This is a genomic window from Streptomyces alboflavus (assembly GCF_000716675.1).
Taxonomy (GTDB): Bacteria; Actinomycetota; Actinomycetes; order Streptomycetales; family Streptomycetaceae; genus Streptomyces; species Streptomyces alboflavus.
In genome coordinates, this window is sequence record NZ_JNXT01000017.1 from 25,806 (window position 1) to 45,229 (window position 19,424).

Here is a 19,424-nt window from a genome sequence, read left to right on the forward strand (position 1 = left end):
CATCGCACCAGTGACGGCGTGTACGACCGTTGTTAGCCTGCGTTCATGATCAAGGGGAGATGGTCCGGCCGTATGGCCGGGATCGCGGGGAGCAACAGGTCGGAGCGGGTGCTGATCCTGGCCAGCTTCGTGAACCGCGTCGGCAATGGGCTCTTCAACGCGGTGTCGGCGCTGTACTTCACGCTGATCGTGGGTCTGCCGGCGGTGCAGGTGGGTGCCGCCCTCACCGTCGCGGGCCTGATCGGCCTCCTCGCGGGCGTACCGGGAGGTCATCTGGCCGATCGACGCGGGCCTCGTACGATCATGATGCTCGCCCTGATGGTGCAGGCAGTGGCCATGTCCGCCCTCGTGCTCGTCGAGAGCTGGGCCGGGCTCGCGGTCATCGCCACCGTCGACCAGCTCGCCGCAGCCGTCGGCGGCGCGGCGTGGGGAGCCCTGGTCGTCCGGGTCGGCACGGACCGCCCGGCGCTTTTCCGGGCGAAGCTCCGCACGTACGTCAATCTGGGCGTCGTCATGGGGACCGTGGGTGCCGGATTCGCGGTGACGGTCAATACGCGGGCCGCCTACTTCGTGCTGATTCTCGGCAACGCGGCCAGCTTCGCCCTGTGTGCCCTCCTTCTTTTCCTTCTCCCCCGCTACAAAGCATTGGCGGCACCGCCGATGGAGCGCCGCTGGATCGCTCTCACCGACCGCCCTTTCGTGACCTTCACAGCGCTCTATGGGGCGATGGGACTCCAGTACACGGTGGTGTCCCTGATCCTGCCGATCTGGATCTCCGAGCACACCGACGCACCCCGCTGGACGGTGGCGGCGGTATCCGCGTTCAATTCCGCGGTCTGTGTCCTCCTGCAGACCAGGATCGGATCCCGCATCGAAACCCCCCGCGACGGCGGCAGGGCGTTCCGTACGGCAGGACTGCTCTTCCTGCTCAGCTGTCCGTTGATGGCCCTGACCGCGTACGCCCCCGTGTGGGCGGCCGTCGCCCTCGCGGTCACTGCGATCTTCGTGCACAGCCTCGGGGAGATCTGGGAGTCCTCCGCCGGTTTCGCCCTTGGTTTCGGCCTGGCGCCGGACCATGCCCAGGGTCAGTACCAAGGGCTTCTCGGGCTCGGATTCAGCGCGGGCCAGGCGCTCGCCCCTGCCATTCTCACCACCGTCGTGCTCGGCCTCGGCACGGCCGGCTGGCTGCTCCTCGGAGCGTTCTTCGCCATCGCGGGCGCCTTCGGCCCCGCACTGGAACGCTGGGGCACCCGAACCCGAACTCAACAGAAAGCCGCAGCCACGGTGCCCAGCAGCGAACCCGATGAGGTGCGTGCGTAACCCATGCTGATACGCCCCCATGATCGCGGCAGTCGCGAGACGTCGCTGGAATTCGTGCGCGGCCACGGATTCGGACAGCTCATCGCCACCGGACGCAACCGCGATTTCCCCGTCGCGGTTCCCACGCAGTACCTCCTCGCCGACAGTGAGACGGTGCTGCTGCATCTCGCGTCCGGAAATCCCGTATTCCGGGCTCTTCGCGAGAATCCCGCCGTCCTGTTGAGCGTCGTCGGCGACTGGACGTACATTCCCGGCGCCTGGAAGGCGCTCGACAGCGAGGATCCCGCGCTGGGAATCCCCACGGTGTACTACGCGGCTGTGCAACTGCGATGCACGGCCGAGGTGCTGGAGACCCCGGAGGAGAAGCTCGCCGTGCTGCGGAAGCAGCTCCAGGAGCTGGAGCCGGAGAGCGGGATCGCGGATCCGACAGTCCACGAGCACCGCCTCCGGGAGATCCGTGCCCTGCGGCTGACCATCGGCGAGGTCACCGGCAAGTTCAAGTTCGGGGGCAACGTGGACGAGCCGCACCGCTCCGAGGTCGCCCGGCGCCTGCTGGCACGCGACGGGCCACGGGACTCCGCAGCACGGGAGCACCTGTTGCGCTCCCGCCGCGGTGCGTAACCGACCGGATCCCCGTCGGCACCTCAGATGAAGTTCAGCGCGACCGCGCCGCCCACTCCCCCGAGCAGCATGAACACCGGCATCAGCACCTTCAGCTCGATCCAGCTCCCGGCGCGGAACCGCATCATCCGCGGCGGCCCGATCGGGTACCAGCGCCTGCGGCCGATCGGGATGGGCCACAGGATCGGGCAGCCGGAGACGGTCAGTGCGTCCCCGATGTCGTGCACCAGCGCACCGAGCACGACCGGCAGGCCCAGCCACAGATACTCCTGGCCCGGCGCCGTGAACAGCCAGTCCGAACCGTTGCCGGGCTTGTCCAGGACCCCCGCCATGATCCAGGCGCTGGCCGCGGCGAGGAGCCACACCAGGACATCGCTGCTCGACCCGCGCGCGGCCCGCCACAGCAGGCCTTCGATGGCGAGCACCATGTGCACGAAGAGGAGCGCCAGCACCGCCCAGCGGCCGCCCGTCACCGCGAGCACCGATGAGCCCGCGCCGATCAGCACCGCCCAGACCCAGGTGTGCGTGAGCGTCCGGTGGCCGCCGGAGCGGCGCGGGTCGCCCGGCTTGCGGGTCGCCCGGTAGACGGCGTAGGAGAGCTTGTCGACGATCTCGCACAGGCCGCGCGAGACCGGCCCGAAGGCGCGCGAGATGGTCGCCGACTTGTGGTCGAGGTCGGGCGCGAGCGCGGCCCCGGCGCAGATCAGAGCTCCCACGACGAGCACCGGCCAGGGCATCGAGTGCCCCGCAGCCGCCGCGGCGGCGCCGACGCCCAGCCAGGCCGCCGCCCCCGACAGTGAGTGTGCCGGACCCATCATCGCTGTTCCCCGCCCCATTCCTGTTGTTCTGACGGCCTGTTGGCGACACAGCGTAGCGTTTGTGATCTTCGTGCGACCGTCCGGTTCCCTGATCGGGCGGGAAGGGAGGCAAGATGGGGGTGTGACCCTTATCGATCAGCTGCCGCCGGATGCCGACCCCGATGCCCTCTTCGAAGCCTTCTCGTCGTGGGCCGAGGACCAGGGGATCACTCTCTATCCGGCCCAGGAGGAGGCGCTGATCGAGGTGGTCTCCGGGGCGAATGTGATCTTGTCGACACCCACAGGATCCGGCAAGAGCCTGGTCGCGGCCGGTGCGCACTTCACCGCGCTCGCCCAGGACAAGGTCACGTTCTACACCGCTCCGATCAAGGCGCTGGTGTCGGAGAAGTTCTTCGACCTGTGCAAGCTGTTCGGCACCGAGAACGTCGGCATGCTGACCGGCGACGCCTCCGTGAACGCCGACGCCCCGGTGATCTGCTGCACCGCCGAGGTCCTCGCCTCCATCGCGCTGCGCGACGGCAAGAACGCCGACATCGGCCAGGTCGTGATGGACGAGTTCCACTTCTACGCGGAACCGGATCGCGGCTGGGCCTGGCAGATTCCGCTGCTCGAACTGCCGCAGGCACAGTTCATCCTCATGTCGGCGACGCTCGGCGACGTCTCGATGTTCGAGAAGGACCTCACCCGTCGCACCGGCCGCCCCACGTCGGTGGTCCGCTCCGCGACCCGCCCCGTCCCCCTCTCGTACGAGTACCGCCTCACCCCCATCACCGAGACGCTGACCGAGCTCCTGGAGACCAAGCAGGCACCGGTCTACATCGTGCACTTCACGCAGGCCCAGGCCGTGGAGCGGGCGCAGTCGCTCATGAGCATCAACATGTGCACGCGGGCCGAGAAGGACCAGATCGCCGAGCTGATCGGCAACTTCCGCTTCACCACGAAGTTCGGCCGCAACCTCTCGCGCTATGTCCGGCACGGGATCGGCGTGCACCACGCGGGCATGCTGCCGAAGTACCGCCGCCTCGTCGAGAAGCTCGCCCAGGCGGGCCTCCTCAAGGTCATCTGCGGCACGGACACCCTCGGTGTCGGCGTGAACGTGCCCATCCGCACGGTGCTGTTCACCGCGCTCACCAAGTACGACGGCAATCGCGTGCGCACCCTGCGCGCGCGGGAGTTCCACCAGATCGCCGGCCGCGCCGGGCGGGCGGGTTTCGACACGGCGGGCTTCGTCGTCGCGCAGGCCCCCGAGCACGTCATCGAGAACGAGAAGGCGCTCGCCAAGGCCGGCGACGACGCGAAGAAGCGCCGCAAGGTGGTGCGCAAGAAGGCTCCCGAGGGTTTCGTGGGCTGGACCGAGAACACCTTCGAGAAGCTCATCGCCTCCGAGCCCGAGCCCCTCACGTCGCGCTTCCGCGTCACCCACACCATGCTGCTCTCGGTGATCGCGCGGCCCGGCAACGCCTTCGAGGCGATGCGGCACCTCCTGGAGGACAACCACGAGCCGCGCAAGCAGCAGCTGCGCCACATCCGCCGCGCCATCGCCATCTACCGTTCCCTGCTGGACGGCGGCGTCGTCGAGAAGCTCGACGAGCCGGACTCCACCGGCCGCATCGTGCGCCTGACGGTCGACCTCCAGCAGGACTTCGCGCTCAACCAGCCGCTGTCGACGTTCGCCCTCGCCGCGTTCGAACTCCTCGACCCCGAGTCGCCCTCGTACGCCCTCGACATGGTCTCCGTCGTGGAGTCCACCCTCGACGACCCGCGCCAGATCCTCGCCGCCCAGCAGAACAAGGCGCGCGGTGAGGCGGTCGCACTGATGAAGGCCGACGGCGTCGAGTACGAGGACCGGATGGAGCGCCTTCAGGACATCACGTACCCGAAGCCGCTGGAGGAGCTCCTCTTCCACGCCTACAACACGTACCGCACCAGTCACCCGTGGGTCGGCGACCACCCGCTGTCCCCGAAGTCCGTGATCCGGGACATGTACGAGCGGGCGCTGTCCTTCACCGAGTTCACCTCGTTCTACGAACTCGCCCGTACCGAGGGCATCGTCCTGCGCTATCTCGCGAGCGCGTACAAGGCCCTGGAGCACACCATCCCGGACGACCTGAAGTCCGAGGACCTGGAGGATCTGATCGCCTGGCTCGGCGAGATGGTCCGCCAGGTCGACTCCAGCCTCCTGGACGAGTGGGAGCAGCTCGCCAACCCCGAGGTGATGACGGCCGAGGAGGCCCAGGAGAAGGCCGACCAGGTCAAGCCGGTCACGGCCAACGCCCGCGCCTTCCGAGTCCTGGTCCGCAACGCGCTGTTCCGCCGCGTCGAACTCGCCGCCCTCGACCACGTGGAGGAGCTGGGCGAGCTGGACGCCGAGTCCGGCTGGGACGCGGACGCCTGGGGCGCCGCCATGGACAAGTACTGGGACGAGTACGAGGACCTCGGCACCGGCCCCGACGCGCGCGGCCCCAAGCTGCTGCGCATCGAGGAGGATCCGGAGCACGGTCTGTGGCGCGTCCGCCAGACGTTCGCCGACCCCAACGGCGACCATGACTGGGGCATCAGCGCGGAGGTCGACCTCGCGGCCTCCGACGAAGAGGGCCGCGCCGTCGTCCGCGTCACGGACGTCGGGCAGCTCTGAGCGCCCCGAGCCCCCGGACAGGAGTCGAAGAGCCGTCATGAACAATCCCGCCGACCGCCTGGTCGATCTGCTCGACCTGGAACAGATCGAGGTCAACATCTTCCGCGGCCGCAGCCCGCAGGAGTCCCTCCAGCGCGTCTTCGGCGGGCAGGTCGCCGGACAGGCCCTGGTCGCGGCCGGCCGCACGACCGAGGGCGACCGGCCGGTGCACTCGCTGCACGCGTACTTCCTGCGTCCAGGACGCCCGGGCGTGCCCATCGTGTACCAGGTGGAGCGGGTGCGCGACGGCCGCTCCTTCACCACGCGCCGCGTCACCGCGATCCAGCAGGGTCGTACGATCTTCAATCTCACCGCCTCCTTCCATCAGCCCGAACAGGGCGCTTTCGAACACCAACTGCCGCCCCGCATCGAGGCGCCCGCTCCGGAGTCCCTTCCGACGGTCGTCGAAGAGATCAAGGAGCATCTGGGCGCGCTCCCGGAGCAGTTGGAGCGGATGGCCCGGCGGCAGCCCTTCGACATCCGCTACGTGGACCGGCTGCGCTGGACCGCCGAGGAGATCAAGGGCGCCGAGCCGCGCAGCGCCGTGTGGATGCGCGCCGTCGGCCCGCTCGGCGACGACCCGCTGGTGCACACCTGCGCGCTCACGTACGCCAGCGACATGACCCTCCTCGACGCCGTCCGTATCCCGGTGGAGCCGCTGTGGGGCCCGCGCGGCTTCGACATGGCCTCGCTCGACCACGCCATGTGGTTCCACCGGCCCTTCCGCGCCGACGAGTGGTTCCTGTACGACCAGGAGTCCCCGATCGCCACCGGCGGCCGCGGCCTCGCCCGGGGCCGTATCTACGACATCGAGGGCCGGCTCCTCGTCTCGGTCGTCCAGGAGGGACTCTTCCGTCCGCACACGCCCCGCCCCATGGACACGCCCACTCCGGACGCCTGAGTCACAGCACCCAGCACCCAGCACCCAGCACCCAGCACCCAGCACCCAGCACCCAGCACGGCCAACCGGCACACGAGCCGGCCGACACGACCGACCGTCACATTCCGGACGAGAGCGAGACGATGAGCACCCGCAAGAGCACGAACGCCGGTCCGGAAGCCGACGCCGGCCGCAACGAGGTACTCGCCGAGGCCGTACGGCTCCGTGAGTCCGGCCACCGCGAGGAAGCGCGCGCTCTCCTGGTCCCCCTCAGCGAGCGCTTCCCGGCCGACCCCGAAGTGGCCTACCAGACCGCGTGGGTGCACGACACCCTCGGCCTCGAAGCCGAGGCCCTGCCGCACTACCTGCGCGCCATCCAGCGGCCCGGGCTCTCGGAGAGCGACCGCCGCGGCGCGCTCCTGGGCCTCGGCAGCACCTACCGGGTCCTCGGTCGGTACGAGGAGGCCGTCGCCGCGCTCAGCCACGCGTCCGAGGAGTTCCCCGACGACGGAGCCCTCAAGACCTTCCTGGCCATGGCGCTGTACAACACGGGCAAGGCCCATGACGCTATGGGGATCCTGCTGCAGCTGCTCGCGTCGACGAGCCGGGACCAGGACATCGCCGTGTACGGCCCCGCCATCGAGCACTACGCCAAGGATCTCGACGCTACGGTCTAGCCGGGTCCGGCCGCGTCGGCTAGGTCCGCCTGCGGCGCAGCCACTTGAAGAGTCCTCTCGGCTCCTCGCACCGCCTGTCCCCGTCCGGCTCCGGCATCCGGCCGTCCGGCGGCCGTGTCTCGTGCGCCCGCTGCCCGGGAGCAGCCGCGGTGTCGTGCGCGGTCGGCCACGGCACCGGGTCGAGCGCCGGGTGGGGACGAGGTGAGGCGGAGATGGGTGGGCGGCCCGGCCGGGGCGCGGGGCGCAGCCGCCTCGCCTCTTCGATGGTCAGGATCACGTTGGCCCGCAGCCAGCTGATCTCGTTCGGGTCGTCGGCGGTCACGATGCGCTCGACGATGCGTGTCGTGGGTGAGTCGGGTGCCGCTTGCGTCAGTGGCTCGGGCTTGAGCCGGTTGAGGTAGGCGCGTTCGTAGGGGTCCCTCACCACCTCCGCGAGCTGCACCGGGTCCAGCAGCGAGGCACCGGCTGCGGCACGCTCCCACGGGTCCTCCGACTGGCGCAGCAGAAACCCCGCGTGCCTGCTCCGCCAGGTGCGCGCCCGCAGGTCGGCGCCTCCTTCCAACCGGGTGCGCAGCCCTTCCGGTGTCCGCCCGGTGAGCAGGTCCTTGTTGGCCTTGGAGGCGGCGAACTGGCGTAGCTCTTCCTCGAGGTAGAGCCACACGACCGCTCGGTAGCGGTTGATGTAGAACTTCACCGGCGTCAGCACACCCGCGCGGGCGAGGCGTGTGAACCTCGCCGGTGTGATCTCCATGAGGGCGGCGCCGTCCGCCGTTCCCACGGTTTTGACGCGATCCCGCAGGGACTCCGGGAATCCCGGCGCCGCGCGGACGCGGTCGATCTCCTCCCGCCGCACGCGGCGGCGTCCTCCGGCCGGATCCGCGACGGTGCGGATCCGGCCCAGCATCACCGCCAGGTCGAACTCGCCGCGTTTCAGCCCCAGTTCTCGTGCGGCGCTGCTGCGTGCGAGCGTCGGCGGCGCCCCGGCCCGTGAGGTCGGCGGGTGACTCGAAGGTGAGCCGCCTTGCCTGAATGCTGCCCCCGGCCCGAAAGCGAATCCGGCCTGGGGCGCGGCCCTGGATCCCGACATGGACCTCGAACCCGGCACAGGCCTGGGTCCCGACGCGGACCTGGGTCCGAACGCGGACCCAGGGCGGGACGTGGCCCCCGGTCCAACTGCGGCTACAAGCTGGTCAATGGATTGCGTGTCGCCCGTCATGGCGGTTCTCCCCCGTGCGTGGTCATTGCTCGTGGAAAAACCGTAGCCCGGCGGCCCCATTTCCCGCTCGGCCTGTGGATAACTCTGCCTGCGTGACCGTTTCCGCAGGTCAGAGGTCTACGACGGGAGTCCTGTCCGGATGCCGGGCGCCCACGCCGAGGTGTTCGCCGACGCGGTTCACCAGCAGTGTCATCTCGTACGCCACTTGGCCGATGTCGGCCTGCGCGGAGCTGAGCACGCACAGACAACTGCCGTCGCCCGCCGCCGTCACGAACAGGACGGCGTCGTCGAACTCGATCATTGTCTGACGTACGTTGCCCGCGTGGAAATGGCGGCCGGATCCCTTCGCCAAGCTGTGCAGACCGGACGACACCGCCGCCAGATGCTCGGCGTCCTCCCGCTCGAGATCCGAGCTCGCCCCGGTCACCAGGCCGTCGTTGGACAGCACCAGTGCGTGTCGTACGTGCTCCACGCGTTTGGTCAAGTCGTCGAGCAGCCAGCCGAGCCCCGTGTTCTGCGCCATGATCCCTTCTCCCCCTGCGTCGCTCCCCCTGGCTGGAGGATCTGACCTGTCAGCCTTCCCCACCTCCGGCGTCCCGGCAAGCATGATGGGGACATGGCACAGAAGATGACCGATGAACAATGGCGGGCCTTCGTCTCGCACGGCACCCGCACCGCCAAGCTGTCCACCGTTCGTGCGAACGGCAGCCCGCACATCGCGCCGATCTGGTTCCTCCTCGACGGGGACGACCTGGTGTTCAACACCGGCAAGGACACCGTCAAGGGGCGCAATCTGGCGCGCGACGGGCGCGTGGCGCTGTGCGTGGACGACGACCGTCCACCGTTCGGCTTCGTCGTCCTGCAGGGCCACGCCGAGCTGATCGAGGACATCGAGCAGGTACGGCACTGGGCGACCCGTCTCGGCGGCCGGTACATGGGCGAGGACCGGGCCGAGGAGTTCGGCAGGCGCAACGGAGTTCCCGGCGAACTGCTGGTCCGGGTCAGGATCGACAAGGTGCTGGCGCAGGACGCGGTCGCCGACTGACCGGGCTCCGCCGACATCTCACCCGATGGAGTCGAGCAGCCGGGCGGTATGCCTCCGCCCGGCGTACTCGACCAGTCGAATCAACACCTCCTTTCCTGAATCGCGGTCACGTGCGTCGCACAGCACCACTGGAGTCCCACGGTCGAGGTCCAGGGCTCGTGAGACGTCGTGTGCGCCGTACGTCCGGGCGTCCGAGAAGCAGTTGACCGCCACGACGAACGGAATCTGGCGGTGCTCGAAGTAGTCCACGGCGGGGAAGCAGTCCTCGAGGCGGCGGGTGTCCGCGAGGACGACGGCCCCGAGGGCTCCCTGTGACAGCTCGTCCCACAGGAACCAGAAACGGTCCTGCCCCGGTGTCCCGAAGAGGTACAGCGAAAGGCCGGCTCTGATGGTGATGCGGCCGAAGTCCATCGCGACGGTCGTCGTGACCTTGCGGTCCACCCCCTCGGTGTCGTCGACCGACTGGCCCGCCTCGCTGAGGAGTTCCTCGGTGCGCAGGGGCCGGATCTCGCTGACGGCGCCGACCAAGGTGGTCTTGCCGACGCCGAAGCCTCCGGCGACCAGGATCTTCAACGCCATGGCGGTGCTCTCGGCGGTTCCTTCGGGACCGGCGGTCTCACCGGTCACCGTGGTGTCGCCGCTCATGGCGTCAGAGCGCTCGGAGCCCATCGATCACCTCTCGCAGGATCTTCTCGTCAGGTAGCTGGGCGGGCGGCACGGGCCGGTGCACGACGGCGTGGCCGCCCTCCACGAGGTCGCCGAGCAGGACCCTGACCACGCCCACGGGCAGGTCGGCACCGGCGGCGAGCTCCGCGACGGACTGGGTCTCGGCGCGGCACAGTCCGATGAGCGCACGGTGCTCCGGGCCCAGTGCCGCGTCGCCGCCCGGCCCGGTCGCGGTGGTTCCGGATTCGGTGAGGGTGACGAGGGCGATCAGGTCGAAGCGCACACCGCTGGGACCCGGCCGGGTGCGTCCCCCGGTCATGGCATACGGACGGACCAGGGGCCCGGCCTCGACATCGAACCACTGGCTCCCGTGCCGGTGCTCGGCACCGCTCCTGTCGTCGGTCATGGCTGCCGCCCGCCTCGGTCACCCGGAGCCCGGCTCGCGGCCGGAAAGGCGCGCCGGGGTGTCCAGGTGCTCCCCGACGCGCTTGACCATGCGGGCCATCTCGTACGCGACCAGGCCGATGTCCGCCGTGACCGTGCTGAGCACGGCGAGGCACGACCCGTCCCCAGCGGCGGCCACGAACAGGAACGCGTCATCCATCTCGACCATCGTCTGGCGCACGCCCCCGGCTCCGAAGTGCCGGCCCGCGCCCTTGGCGAGACTGTGGAACCCGGAAGCGACGGCGGCCAGATGCTCGGCGTCCTCACGCGTGAGCGCCGTGGAGGCGCCGACCGCGAGCCCGTCGTTGGACAGGACCACTGCGTGTCGCACGTCGCCGACGCGCAGCACCAGGTCGTCGAGGAGCCAGTCCAATTCACCGGACCGTCCGGCGGTGAGGCTCGAATCCCGGATCATGTGGGCTCTCCTTCGCTGCGGTCAGTGCTTCCGTGGGCCACGTCCAGGTCCGGCACGGCTCCGATGACGCCGGGCAGCCGTCCCCCGCCGCGGGCCCAGCCGTCCCGGTAGGCGGCGATGCGGTCCCGTACGCGCTCGGGACTGCGCGGGTTGTCGGGCCAGGCGTCGGCGGCCCGGGGCGCGACGGTGGGAGGTCCGTGGCGCAGTTGCGGGGCGAGGCTCGCCTGGCGCACCCGGCGCGGGAGTTCGTCCGAGGCGTCCGCGGCAGCGGTGTTCGGCGTCCCCGACGACGCGCCTTCCGGTTGCTTGCGCAGGTGGAGTGCGGTGACGCCAGGGGGCGGCGGCGTGGGCCGACCGGGTTCCGACGGCGGGCCGAGTGCGGGACGTCCGGCCGCGGCGGCCAGATGGGCGCTGCGGGACGCCGCGCCGCCCACGCGCGCGTACTCGGCAGCCTCGGCCTCACGCGGCTCTTCACGCTCGCGACGGTCCGTCGTACGCCCTGCGGGGGGCTCAGCGGTGCCGCCGTGCAGGAGTGCGGTGGGCAGCAGGACCACGGCTGTGGTGCCGCCGTACGGCGAGGTCCGCAGGTGCACCTTGATGCCGTGCCGCACGGCGAGCCTGCTCACTACGAAGAGGCCCAGTTGGTCGCTGTCGAACAGGTCCAACGCCTCGGACTGCGTGACGCGGCGGTTGGCTTCGGCCAGGACCTCCGTGCCCATGCCCAGTCCCCGGTCCTCGATCTCCAGGGCGTATCCATTGCCCACGGGTTCGCCGCTGACCCTCACCTTGGTGTGGGGCGGTGAGAACTGGGCCGCGTTCTCGACGAGTTCGGCGAGGAGGTGGGTGAGGTCGGCGACGGCAGCGCCCACGACGTCGGCGGCGGGCAGCTGGCGTACCTCCACGCGCGCGTAGTCCTCGACTTCGGAGAGCGCGGCGCGGACGACGTTCGTGAGCGGGACCGGCATGCGCCAGGCCCGGCCGGGCGCGGCTCCGGAGAGGATGATCAGGCTCTCCGCGTGCCGTCGCATGCGCGTCGTCAGGTGGTCGAGGCGGAACAGGTCACTGAGTTCGTTCGGGTCCTCCGCCCGGCGTTCCATGGTGTCGAGCAGGCTGAGCTGCCGGTGGACGAGGACCTGGCTGCGGCGGGCGAGGTTGACGAAGACTCCGGAGATGCCACTCGCGAGTTCGGCCCGCTCGACGGCGGCGCGCAGGGCGGCACGGTGCACCGTGCCGAGCGCTTCGACGACTTGGCCCGTCTCGTCCTCGGCCGGGGGTCCCTGCGGCGCCTCCACGTGGATGTCAATGTCGTCGCCCGCCCTGAGCTTGCGTATGGCGTGCGGCAGTTGGCGGCGAGCGATCTCCAGGGCGCGGTTGCGGAGCCCGACGAGTTCGACGACGAGGCCGCGCCCGATGCGTACGGAGATGACCAGGGAGGCCACGACGGCGACGAGTCCGAGGAACACCGCGGCCCCGGCCGCGGTGAACACGCCCCGGGTCAGGGGGTCGGCGCGGTCGGCGGCGTCCCGTGCCGCACGGTCGGCGATGGCGCGCTGCTCGTCCAGCACGGTCGCGTGGGCGGAGTCCCAGGTGCCGCCCGGGGCCGCCGCGAGGGCCTGCTCGCCGGGCTCGGCGAGGAGCACCTTGTCCTCGACGGCTGTCACGTCGGCGTACGCGGCTCCTGCCAAGAGACGCTGCCACGCGGCGCGTTCGGAGCCGCGCAGATCACTCGCTGCCGTCTCGACGAGTGTCTGCCGGGTGTCGGCGGCGCCGGTGAACCTGCGCAGTCGCTCGCCGTCGAAGGTGCCCGCGAGCCGGGCGCTCGCCAGCAGAACGTCCTCACGGGCCAGCATCTCGCCCGCCCGTGAGAATTCGAGCAGTACGCGCGCGTGGGAGCCCGATTCACCACTATGGACGGCGGAGAGCGCGCCGTTGACTTTGAAGGCAGCGGTGATGGCCTTGGTGTACTGCCCGTAAGCGTCGTCCCATCCGGTGCGACGGTCGAGTACGGACGTGCGCACTGTACGCAGCTCCTCGGCCCCCGTGACGAACGCCGCGAGCCGGTCCGGCACCGGCGCGGGAAGGCCCGCTCCGTCGGCCACGGTGTTGCCCTTGCCCAGGCGCAACGCCGCCACGGCCCGGTCGGTGCGCGCGGCTTGCCGCTTGAGGGCGGCGGCGCGGTCGGCGGCGGGCTTGGTCGCGTACCTCACGGCGTCGGCGCGTTCGGCTTGGAGCGCGGCGACGGCCGCGATGACGGGCGCTCGTACGCCGGAGTCCACCTGCTGTGTCCGCCGCAGGCCCGCGACGTCCTGGGCGGTGCTGACCGTCGCGAAGGCCCACAGGGCGAGGAGGGAGACGACCGGCACCATGAGGAGGCAGACGACCTTGGCCCGGACGGTGCGCGGGCGCAGTCGCCACCGTGCCGCAGGCGGCGAGGTGATCGGCGCCCCGTCCGGACGGGGTTCCGCCGGGGCACGGTTCTCGTCGGCGGGCGGGCCCGCGTGGGCACGGCGGCCTCGGGCCTGTGCCGCGCTCGGGGGCGGCGAGCCGGTTTCGGGGGTGGTCCGGGGTGTCTCCATGGCCTCCTCGCTCGGCAGGGTGCGACGTGTGCCTCCCGGCCGTGGCCGGTCCGCGTGCGCTACGGAGTGGCGCTCTCGACGGGTCGCTGGGCCGACACGGTGGCCGCCCGCTCCCCGGCGCTCGGGGACAGTGCGACGAACGCCGAGGTCAGGAACAGGTAGGAGCCGAGGCCGACGGCGAGCGGAAAGATGAACTGCATCGTCGTCGCCCCGGGCAGCTCCGCGCCCGAGGGCGTGACCCGGACACTGACGGCCAGCATTCCGGTGTAGTGCATGCTGCTCACCGCCCCGCCCATGACGAGCGACGCTCCGGCCACCGCGAGGGGTGACGTGATGTTGACGGCGGCCCACAGCGCGGCCGTCGCCGCGACCACGGCGATCACGACGGACAGCGTGACCAGCATCGGGTCGTACCGCACGTCACCGTGCAGCCGCAGCGCGGCCATGCCCAGGTAGTGCATGCTCGCGACCCCGAGGCCGGTGGTGAGCCCTCCCAGCGCGAGGGCACGTCCGCGCTCACGGCCGTAGCCGACGGCGAAGACTCCCGCGCCGACGACGACCATCGCGACGAACAGGCTCAGCAGCGTGAGCGGCACGTCGTAGCGGATCTCTGTGCCGCTGACGCCGAATCCGAGCATCGCGACGAAGTGCATCGTCCAGATGCCGGTGCCGATCGCGGAGGCGGCGGTGATGAGCCAGTTGCGGCGCGAACGCCCCGTGGTGCCCAGGGCTCGCACGGTGCACTGCAGTCCGAGCGCAGCGCCGACGCAGGCCATCGCGTACGACAGCACGGGGGTAAGCCAGCCGAACGTGGCGTGGTCCAGGTGTCCCATGGCCCATGGACGCTAGACCCGTCAGGGGCGCACGACGGGGGCGCAGTTCGAAAGCTGCCCCCGAAGTTTCGAATGCTGCCGTCAAGCGACACCTGCTGTCCCTGAACGATCGCGCCACCCACGAACACCTGCGCGTGCGGGATCATGAGCCACATGACCGACGACCACACGCACGTCCAGGAGTTCTTCACCGCACGCGCCGCCGACTGGGACAGCCGCTTCCCGGACGACGGCCCTGCGTACCGCGCGGCGGTGGCCGAGCTCGGGCTCCGGCCGGGCGACCGCGTCCTGGACGCGGGCTGCGGCACCGGGCGCGCCCTGCCCGCCCTCAGGGACGCCGTGGGGCCCGCGGGCGCCGTCCTCGGGGCGGATCTCACGCCGGCGATGCTCGAAGCCGCCGTGCGGGCGGGCAGGGACGCCCACGGGCTGCTGCTGCTCGCCGACGTGGCGCGGCTGCCGGTGTGCACGCATTCCCTGGACGCCGTGTTCGGCGCGGGCCTGATCTCTCATCTGCCCGAGCCGGCCGTGAACCTCCGGGAGCTGGCTCGTGTGGTACGCCCCGGCGGGCTGCTCGCCCTGTTCCACCCCATCGGCCGGGCCGTGCTCGCCGCCCGACAGGGACGGCAGATCACTCCGGACGACCTCCGCGCGGAGCCCAACCTCCGGCCGCTCCTGTCCGGTTCGGGCTGGCGCATGAACTCGTACGTCGACGAGGACACCCGGTTCCTCGCCCTGGCCGTGCGGGAGAGCTGACGACGCCGGTGACGTCCGGCACAGCGTCAGGCGTCACCCGAACCCGCAGCGTCAGCGAGTCAAACCCGGCCGGCGACCGCCGCGGCGAAAGCCGTCGCGTTGTCCAGCATGACGTTGTGCCCGGCGCCCGGAACCGTGACGACCCGCACCCCGGACGCCACCAGTTCGTCATGGCCCACGAGTTCACCGCTCAGCGCGCCTTGCAGAAACACGCGTTCTACGGAGAGGCCCATCAGCATCACGCGCATGGTGGGGTCGGTGCCCCGGACGAGCCCGGTCGCGCTGCGGTGCAGTGCCCGCGGGTCGGCGAGCCGCATGGTCGCAGCCCACACGGGCCCCGCCTGCTCGAGTACGCGGGCGTGCCCCTCCTTCACGAACTGCTCCTCTTCGTAGACAGCGATTCGGCTGCTGCCCGCTGTCTCCGCAGGAGCCGGATCGAGGTTCGCCTCCGTGAGGACCAGGCGTGACACGAGGTCCGGCCGCCGATGTGCGAGCACGATGGCGACGGAGCCGCCCATGCTGTGCGCGATGAGCTCCGCCCCGTGCGCCCTGGCCCCCTCCAGTGCGGCCGCCACCGCATCCGCGTGGTCCTCCAGGGTGTAGCCGAAGTCGGCGGGGCGGTCGCTGAGGCCGTGGCCCGGCAGGTCCAGGAACAGCGATCTGCGCCCGGCCAGCTCCGGGCGTGCGGCGATGTGCGCGTGGTAGGCGGCCGAGGCGGCGCCGAGGCCGTGGACGTACACACGCGCCGGTCCGACGCCTTCGGACTCCGTCCACCGGATCCGACTTCCCCGCACATCGAACCGCGCGTCACGCATGGTCACGTCCATCCCCCCGCCTCGTGGCTTGACATCCCGTTGCCTCGCCTCTCCGGAGACTATACATCGGTATCGATGTATTACGGAGTCGATGTACACCGTGAATGCGGCAGAATACGGGCATGCTGGAGCTCGCCATCCTCGGATTCCTCTACGACCGCTCGCTGCACGGCTACGAGTTGCGCAAGCGCATCACGGCCCTCACCGGGCACGTGCGTCCGGTCGCGGAGAGCACGCTCTACCCGGCCATCAAGCGCTTGGAGAAGGCAGGCCTGCTGGCCCGTGAGACCCAGCCCGGCGCCGTCGCCGCGCCGCGTCACGTCCTGAGCCTCACCGATGCCGGCAGGCGCGCGCTGCGCCGCCGCTTGACGGAGCCCGCACGGGCGGACATCACTGACGAGAACCGCTGGTTCACGCTGCTGGCGTTCTTGCGCCACCTCGACGACGCCGACGCCCAGGCCGGAGTGCTGCGGCGCCGTCTGGACTTCCTGCAGGAGCCGGCGAGCTTCTTCTACGAAGGCGACCGTCCGCTGCGCGCCGAAGAGCTCGACGATCCGTTCCGGCAGGGCATCCTCACCATCGCCAGGGCCACGAGCCGCGCGGAACTCGCCTGGCTCCGCAAGACCTTGGTGTCACTCGACTGAGACCGGCGGGCGGGAAGCGAGGCCGCGGTCACTCAGGACGCGGCGGCGCCGACGGATCCGCGTGGCGCACCGGGCAGCCGCGCACCCCGGGCACGGGACGCGTACCGAGCTCGTCCACCCGGTAGCCGTACGGGTATCCCTTGATCTCGCGGTTCTGCCGGGCGTAGTGCGGGGCCGTGCGCGGCGGGAGCAGGCGTACCGCGCGACCACGCAGCCGGACCGCGCCACGGACGAGCGTCCTGGTGACGGGATGGGGCTGGTCGTAGCGGAAGGCATTCACCAGGGTGTCGTCGAGCAGGGCGACGGTGGCCGCGCGCAGGAGCGGAGCGAGGGGGCGGGGGTACCAGGAGGCCATCAGGTCGATGGTCGCGTCGGAGACCGTTCGCGCGTCCTCGTCCCAGGCGAAATGGGCCTCTTCGTAGGCGTCGAGGCACGCGGCGAACTCCTCGTAAGAGCCGGGGACGTCCTGGATGCCCAGATGCCGCCCGAGCGTGCGGTAGTACACGGCGGACGCGGCGGCCTCGTGCTGGGAGAACCTGCGCCATCCGTAGGTGTCGATCCACCTCTTGGGCGTCACCACAAAGGTGCAGAGCACATACCGCATGTCGTCGTTGGCGATGTCGTAGCTGCCGTGCATCTGGTTGATGCGCCGCATGGCCGTGCGGCCGACGTCGCTGTCGAAGCCGTGCTCTACGACCGCGTCGAGCAGCAGCGCCGTGTCGTCGTACCGCTTCTGCGTACGGTCCGTCAGCTCCGCGGTCCGTGCGAGGAGGCGGCCGATGCTCGGGACGGCGTAGGTGCGGTAGAGCGCGAGCTCGAGGGCGCGGGTGAAGTCCCAGGGGAACTCGTACGTCGCGGAGAGCCGGTAGATCGTCAGGAAGTCCTTCTCCGGGGCCAGGCGCCGGATGTGCCGGAGCCGTTCGTAGCGCTTCACCGCACGGTCCCCCTATCTACAGCCGGGACTCCAACTCTACGTTGGGGATCTGCAGTTCACGTGCTCCACGGTGTGATCCACATGGGGGAAGGCGGTCGGAATGTTCGACAAGATCCGCAAGCGCTGGCATCGGGGCGTGGCGTCGGAACCGGCTGCGCCCGCCGCGGTCGCCGAGAAGCAGCGCCCGCACAACCTCTTCGAGGCGGCCGCTGTCTATGTGGCGGCGTGCGCCGAGGACGACCAGGAGGGCGTTGACGAGGCCGCGGGGTGGGTTTCTCCGGAGGCCCTGTCCTTCGGGGTGAACGAACTCGCCTGCCGAGCCGTCATCGCTCTCGCGCGGGAGCGCGACGAGTCGCCGCGCGACGTGGCGCGTACGCTCCTCGGCCTGCCTGCCGCCTGACGTCGGAGTGCGTCGGGTCCGGGCACACGAGGGCCGCACTGATGGGCACCCCTGCGTCTGCGGCGTGCAGCAGACGTTCGCGGACTTCGCGGGGCGTACGCGGCCGGTAGCCAGGTCCACAGCCGCAGCAGTCCGGCCGGAAGCGCACACCGGCGGCCAGGAGGACCGCGAGGGCGCGCCACGCGGCGGTGTCCCTGCGCCTGGGCACCGCGAGGGCAGTGCCCGCGTCGAGCAGGTGGCGACCGCACTGCGGGCAGACGTCGTGGCGCACCCGTGCGAAGTCCGACGGTTTCTTGAAGGACGCGCGGCACGGCAGACAGACGAAGTGCGATCTGGCGCTGGGCATGACGGGCAGCCTAGGTGGCCGCTCCGTCGCCGTACGAGCGAATTTCCTGGTCATCGCCCCTCGACGACGTGTTGAGCCAATGGTTAAGGTGCGCCGACGGAGCAAGCAGAGGCTAGTGATGGGGAGGCAGCATGGCCGCCACGGACGACGCTGTCGCCGCCGATGACGACGCGCTGTACGTACTGACGGCGGTCTTGCTGATGCCCGCGAAGTTCCCGAGCGTGCTCGGTGACGACTATCCCGAAGCCTGTGCCGCGCTCGGGCTGCCGCCGTTGGCTGCCGGGTACGGCCTGGTGCTCGGACAGGACAGCGCCGGTGCGCGCTGGACCGTCGTCACCGACGACGTGTCGCTCGTCGCCGTCGCGATCGCTTCCTGGGACTGCGGCATGGAGTACGACCTGTCGCCCGGCGAACGCACCGTGGTCGCGGCGCTGCCAGGCTGGCCGCTCGCGGTGGCCGTCGCGGCCCCCGGCGTGCCCGCGCCGCACGACCCCGAGCCGGACCCCGAACAGCCCGAGCAGCTCCCGCTCGCCCCGCCGCAGTCGGACGCCTGGGGGCCGGCCCAGCGCCGTCTGGGCGCCGACGAGATAGCCCTCCAGTGGGCCGCGTGGCGCGAGCAGATCGACGACGCGAACTTCGACACGGACGGCATCGCTGAGGGCGACGGCGCTGGGGACGACGCCGGGGCGGGCCCAAGCGGCGCGAAGGCCGAGCCCACCGTGGAGGGAAACCCGGGCGGGAACGCGGACGGGGCGCGCCCTGCCGGAGGGAGCAGCCCCGAGGGCTCGGCCTCATCAGCGCCCTTGACCGGTGTGCGACGGGTCCTCGCCGAGGCGCGTGCGTACGTGGAGACGCCGCCGCCGCTGGGGCGGGTGCGGTCATCCTTCGCCTCCGGTGAGGCACGCACGCTGCGCGCCGACGGTCCCGGCTGGTCCATGGTCGCGAGGACCGACGACATCGCTTTCGTACTGCTCGACGAGGAGCCGGGCGAGGTGCTGCCGGTCGGACGCGGGCCGGAGCTTCCGGGGCTGCTCGAAGCGCTCGACAAGATGGCGGTGCGCCCCTCCTGACTCAGGCGTTCGGCACCGCCTCATGCCGTGGACGGCTGCGCGGGACGCGCTGCCGCGCCATGGCGGCTCAGCGGCCGAGCTCCTTGCGGGTGACGCGGCGCAGCCTGCGCCGCTGTCCGGAATCCAGGGTCAGATAGGCCGCGGCCGGGACGCCGACCACGATCAGGAACGCGAGCCACCAGGGCAGCCAGATGAGCAGGATCAGCCCGGCCGCCACGCCTCCTGCGGCGATCTTCGCCTTTTTCGACATGTCCGTCGCCTCCTTCGCGGCAGGTGC

General features: G+C 70.8%; 21 protein-coding genes. 10 read left to right on the top strand and 11 right to left on the bottom strand.

The annotated features are described in order from the left end of the window. Positions 1-45 precede the first annotated feature (45 nt). Together OO63_RS14530 and OO63_RS14535 are read left to right on the top strand one after the other, a co-directional pair. Positions 46-1,320, top strand: a complete 1,275-nt coding sequence (locus OO63_RS14530; RefSeq protein ID WP_078619131.1) for an MFS transporter — start codon at positions 46-48, stop codon at positions 1,318-1,320. 3 nt (positions 1,321-1,323) lie between these two features. Continuing rightward, positions 1,324-1,941 (top strand): FMN-binding negative transcriptional regulator, encoded by a 618-nt coding sequence (locus tag OO63_RS14535; RefSeq protein ID WP_030359312.1) that lies wholly within the window; start codon positions 1,324-1,326, stop codon positions 1,939-1,941. Positions 1,942-1,964: 23 nt separating this feature from the next. Here OO63_RS14535 and OO63_RS14540 read toward each other — a convergent pair whose 3' ends face one another. Beyond that, positions 1,965-2,759, bottom strand: coding sequence for a metal-dependent hydrolase (locus OO63_RS14540; protein WP_030359311.1), 795 nt, complete (start codon positions 2,757-2,759; stop codon positions 1,965-1,967). A gap of 61 nt (positions 2,760-2,820) precedes the next feature. Here OO63_RS14540 and OO63_RS14545 point away from each other — a divergent pair, with 61 nt between their 5' ends. From OO63_RS14545 to OO63_RS14555, 3 genes are all read left to right on the top strand, one after another. Beyond that, the gene (locus OO63_RS14545) at positions 2,821-5,394 is read left to right on the top strand and encodes a DEAD/DEAH box helicase (RefSeq protein ID WP_199819502.1); all 2,574 of its coding nucleotides are present in this window, start codon (positions 2,821-2,823) and stop codon (positions 5,392-5,394) included. A 37-nt stretch (positions 5,395-5,431) separates the two neighbouring features. After that, a complete protein-coding gene (locus OO63_RS14550) occupies positions 5,432-6,334 on the top strand; it encodes an acyl-CoA thioesterase (protein ID WP_030359309.1) in 903 nt (300 codons plus the stop codon). Between the two features lie 122 nt (positions 6,335-6,456). Next, positions 6,457-6,990 (top strand): tetratricopeptide repeat protein, encoded by a 534-nt coding sequence (locus tag OO63_RS14555; protein ID WP_030359308.1) that lies wholly within the window; start codon positions 6,457-6,459, stop codon positions 6,988-6,990. Between the two features lie 19 nt (positions 6,991-7,009). Here the strand turns inward: OO63_RS14555 and OO63_RS14560 are convergent, their stop codons facing one another. Both OO63_RS14560 and OO63_RS14565 read right to left on the bottom strand, forming a co-directional pair. Then, on the bottom strand, positions 7,010-7,894 hold the full coding sequence (locus OO63_RS14560) for a DUF6397 family protein (protein ID WP_397622174.1): 885 nt from the start codon (positions 7,892-7,894) through the stop codon (positions 7,010-7,012). Positions 7,895-8,315: 421 nt separating this feature from the next. Beyond that, complete coding sequence (locus OO63_RS14565; RefSeq protein ID WP_030359306.1) at positions 8,316-8,729, bottom strand: roadblock/LC7 domain-containing protein; 414 nt, start codon at positions 8,727-8,729, stop codon at positions 8,316-8,318. 93 nt (positions 8,730-8,822) lie between these two features. Here OO63_RS14565 and OO63_RS14570 point away from each other — a divergent pair, with 93 nt between their 5' ends. Next, complete coding sequence (locus tag OO63_RS14570; protein WP_030359305.1) at positions 8,823-9,251, top strand: PPOX class F420-dependent oxidoreductase; 429 nt, start codon at positions 8,823-8,825, stop codon at positions 9,249-9,251. 18 nt (positions 9,252-9,269) lie between these two features. Here OO63_RS14570 and OO63_RS14575 read toward each other — a convergent pair whose 3' ends face one another. The 5 genes from OO63_RS14575 to OO63_RS14595 are packed head-to-tail and all read right to left on the bottom strand — an operon-like array spanning position 9,270 to position 14,185. Next, a complete protein-coding gene (locus OO63_RS14575; protein ID WP_078619132.1) occupies positions 9,270-9,920 on the bottom strand; it encodes a GTP-binding protein in 651 nt (216 codons plus the stop codon). Then, on the bottom strand, positions 9,901-10,323 hold the full coding sequence (locus OO63_RS14580; RefSeq protein WP_030359303.1) for a DUF742 domain-containing protein: 423 nt from the start codon (positions 10,321-10,323) through the stop codon (positions 9,901-9,903). The genes OO63_RS14575 and OO63_RS14580 overlap by 20 nt, the downstream gene beginning before the upstream one ends. 18 nt (positions 10,324-10,341) lie before the next feature. Further along, positions 10,342-10,776 (bottom strand): roadblock/LC7 domain-containing protein, encoded by a 435-nt coding sequence (locus OO63_RS14585; protein WP_030359302.1) that lies wholly within the window; start codon positions 10,774-10,776, stop codon positions 10,342-10,344. Continuing rightward, positions 10,773-13,352 carry a sensor histidine kinase gene (locus OO63_RS14590; RefSeq protein WP_030359301.1) on the bottom strand — a complete coding sequence of 860 codons (2,580 nt, stop codon included), beginning with the start codon at positions 13,350-13,352 and terminating at the stop codon, positions 10,773-10,775. The genes OO63_RS14585 and OO63_RS14590 overlap by 4 nt, the downstream gene beginning before the upstream one ends. A 59-nt stretch (positions 13,353-13,411) precedes the next feature. Further along, positions 13,412-14,185 (bottom strand): MHYT domain-containing protein, encoded by a 774-nt coding sequence (locus tag OO63_RS14595; protein WP_030359300.1) that lies wholly within the window; start codon positions 14,183-14,185, stop codon positions 13,412-13,414. Positions 14,186-14,338: 153 nt separating this feature from the next. Between OO63_RS14595 and OO63_RS14600 the strand changes: the two genes are divergently transcribed. Beyond that, positions 14,339-14,938 carry a class I SAM-dependent methyltransferase gene (locus tag OO63_RS14600; RefSeq protein ID WP_030359299.1) on the top strand — a complete coding sequence of 200 codons (600 nt, stop codon included), beginning with the start codon at positions 14,339-14,341 and terminating at the stop codon, positions 14,936-14,938. A 59-nt stretch (positions 14,939-14,997) separates the two neighbouring features. Here OO63_RS14600 and OO63_RS14605 read toward each other — a convergent pair whose 3' ends face one another. Then, the gene (locus tag OO63_RS14605) at positions 14,998-15,753 is read right to left on the bottom strand and encodes an alpha/beta fold hydrolase (RefSeq protein ID WP_030359298.1); all 756 of its coding nucleotides are present in this window, start codon (positions 15,751-15,753) and stop codon (positions 14,998-15,000) included. Between the two features lie 122 nt (positions 15,754-15,875). Between OO63_RS14605 and OO63_RS14610 the strand changes: the two genes are divergently transcribed. After that, positions 15,876-16,397, top strand: coding sequence for a PadR family transcriptional regulator (locus OO63_RS14610; RefSeq protein WP_030359297.1), 522 nt, complete (start codon positions 15,876-15,878; stop codon positions 16,395-16,397). Between the two features lie 28 nt (positions 16,398-16,425). Here the strand turns inward: OO63_RS14610 and OO63_RS14615 are convergent, their stop codons facing one another. Next, a complete protein-coding gene (locus tag OO63_RS14615; protein ID WP_030359296.1) occupies positions 16,426-17,331 on the bottom strand; it encodes an oxygenase MpaB family protein in 906 nt (301 codons plus the stop codon). A gap of 100 nt (positions 17,332-17,431) precedes the next feature. Between OO63_RS14615 and OO63_RS14620 the strand changes: the two genes are divergently transcribed. Further along, the gene (locus tag OO63_RS14620) at positions 17,432-17,731 is read left to right on the top strand and encodes a hypothetical protein (protein WP_030359295.1); all 300 of its coding nucleotides are present in this window, start codon (positions 17,432-17,434) and stop codon (positions 17,729-17,731) included. Between the two features lie 477 nt (positions 17,732-18,208). Continuing rightward, positions 18,209-19,147, top strand: a complete 939-nt coding sequence (locus OO63_RS14625) for a hypothetical protein (protein WP_030359294.1) — start codon at positions 18,209-18,211, stop codon at positions 19,145-19,147. Between the two features lie 67 nt (positions 19,148-19,214). Here the strand turns inward: OO63_RS14625 and OO63_RS14630 are convergent, their stop codons facing one another. Further along, positions 19,215-19,397: a hypothetical protein gene (locus tag OO63_RS14630; protein ID WP_030359293.1), complete on the bottom strand. Its 183-nt coding sequence runs from the start codon at positions 19,395-19,397 to the stop codon at positions 19,215-19,217. Between the last annotated feature and the right edge of the window lie 27 nt (positions 19,398-19,424).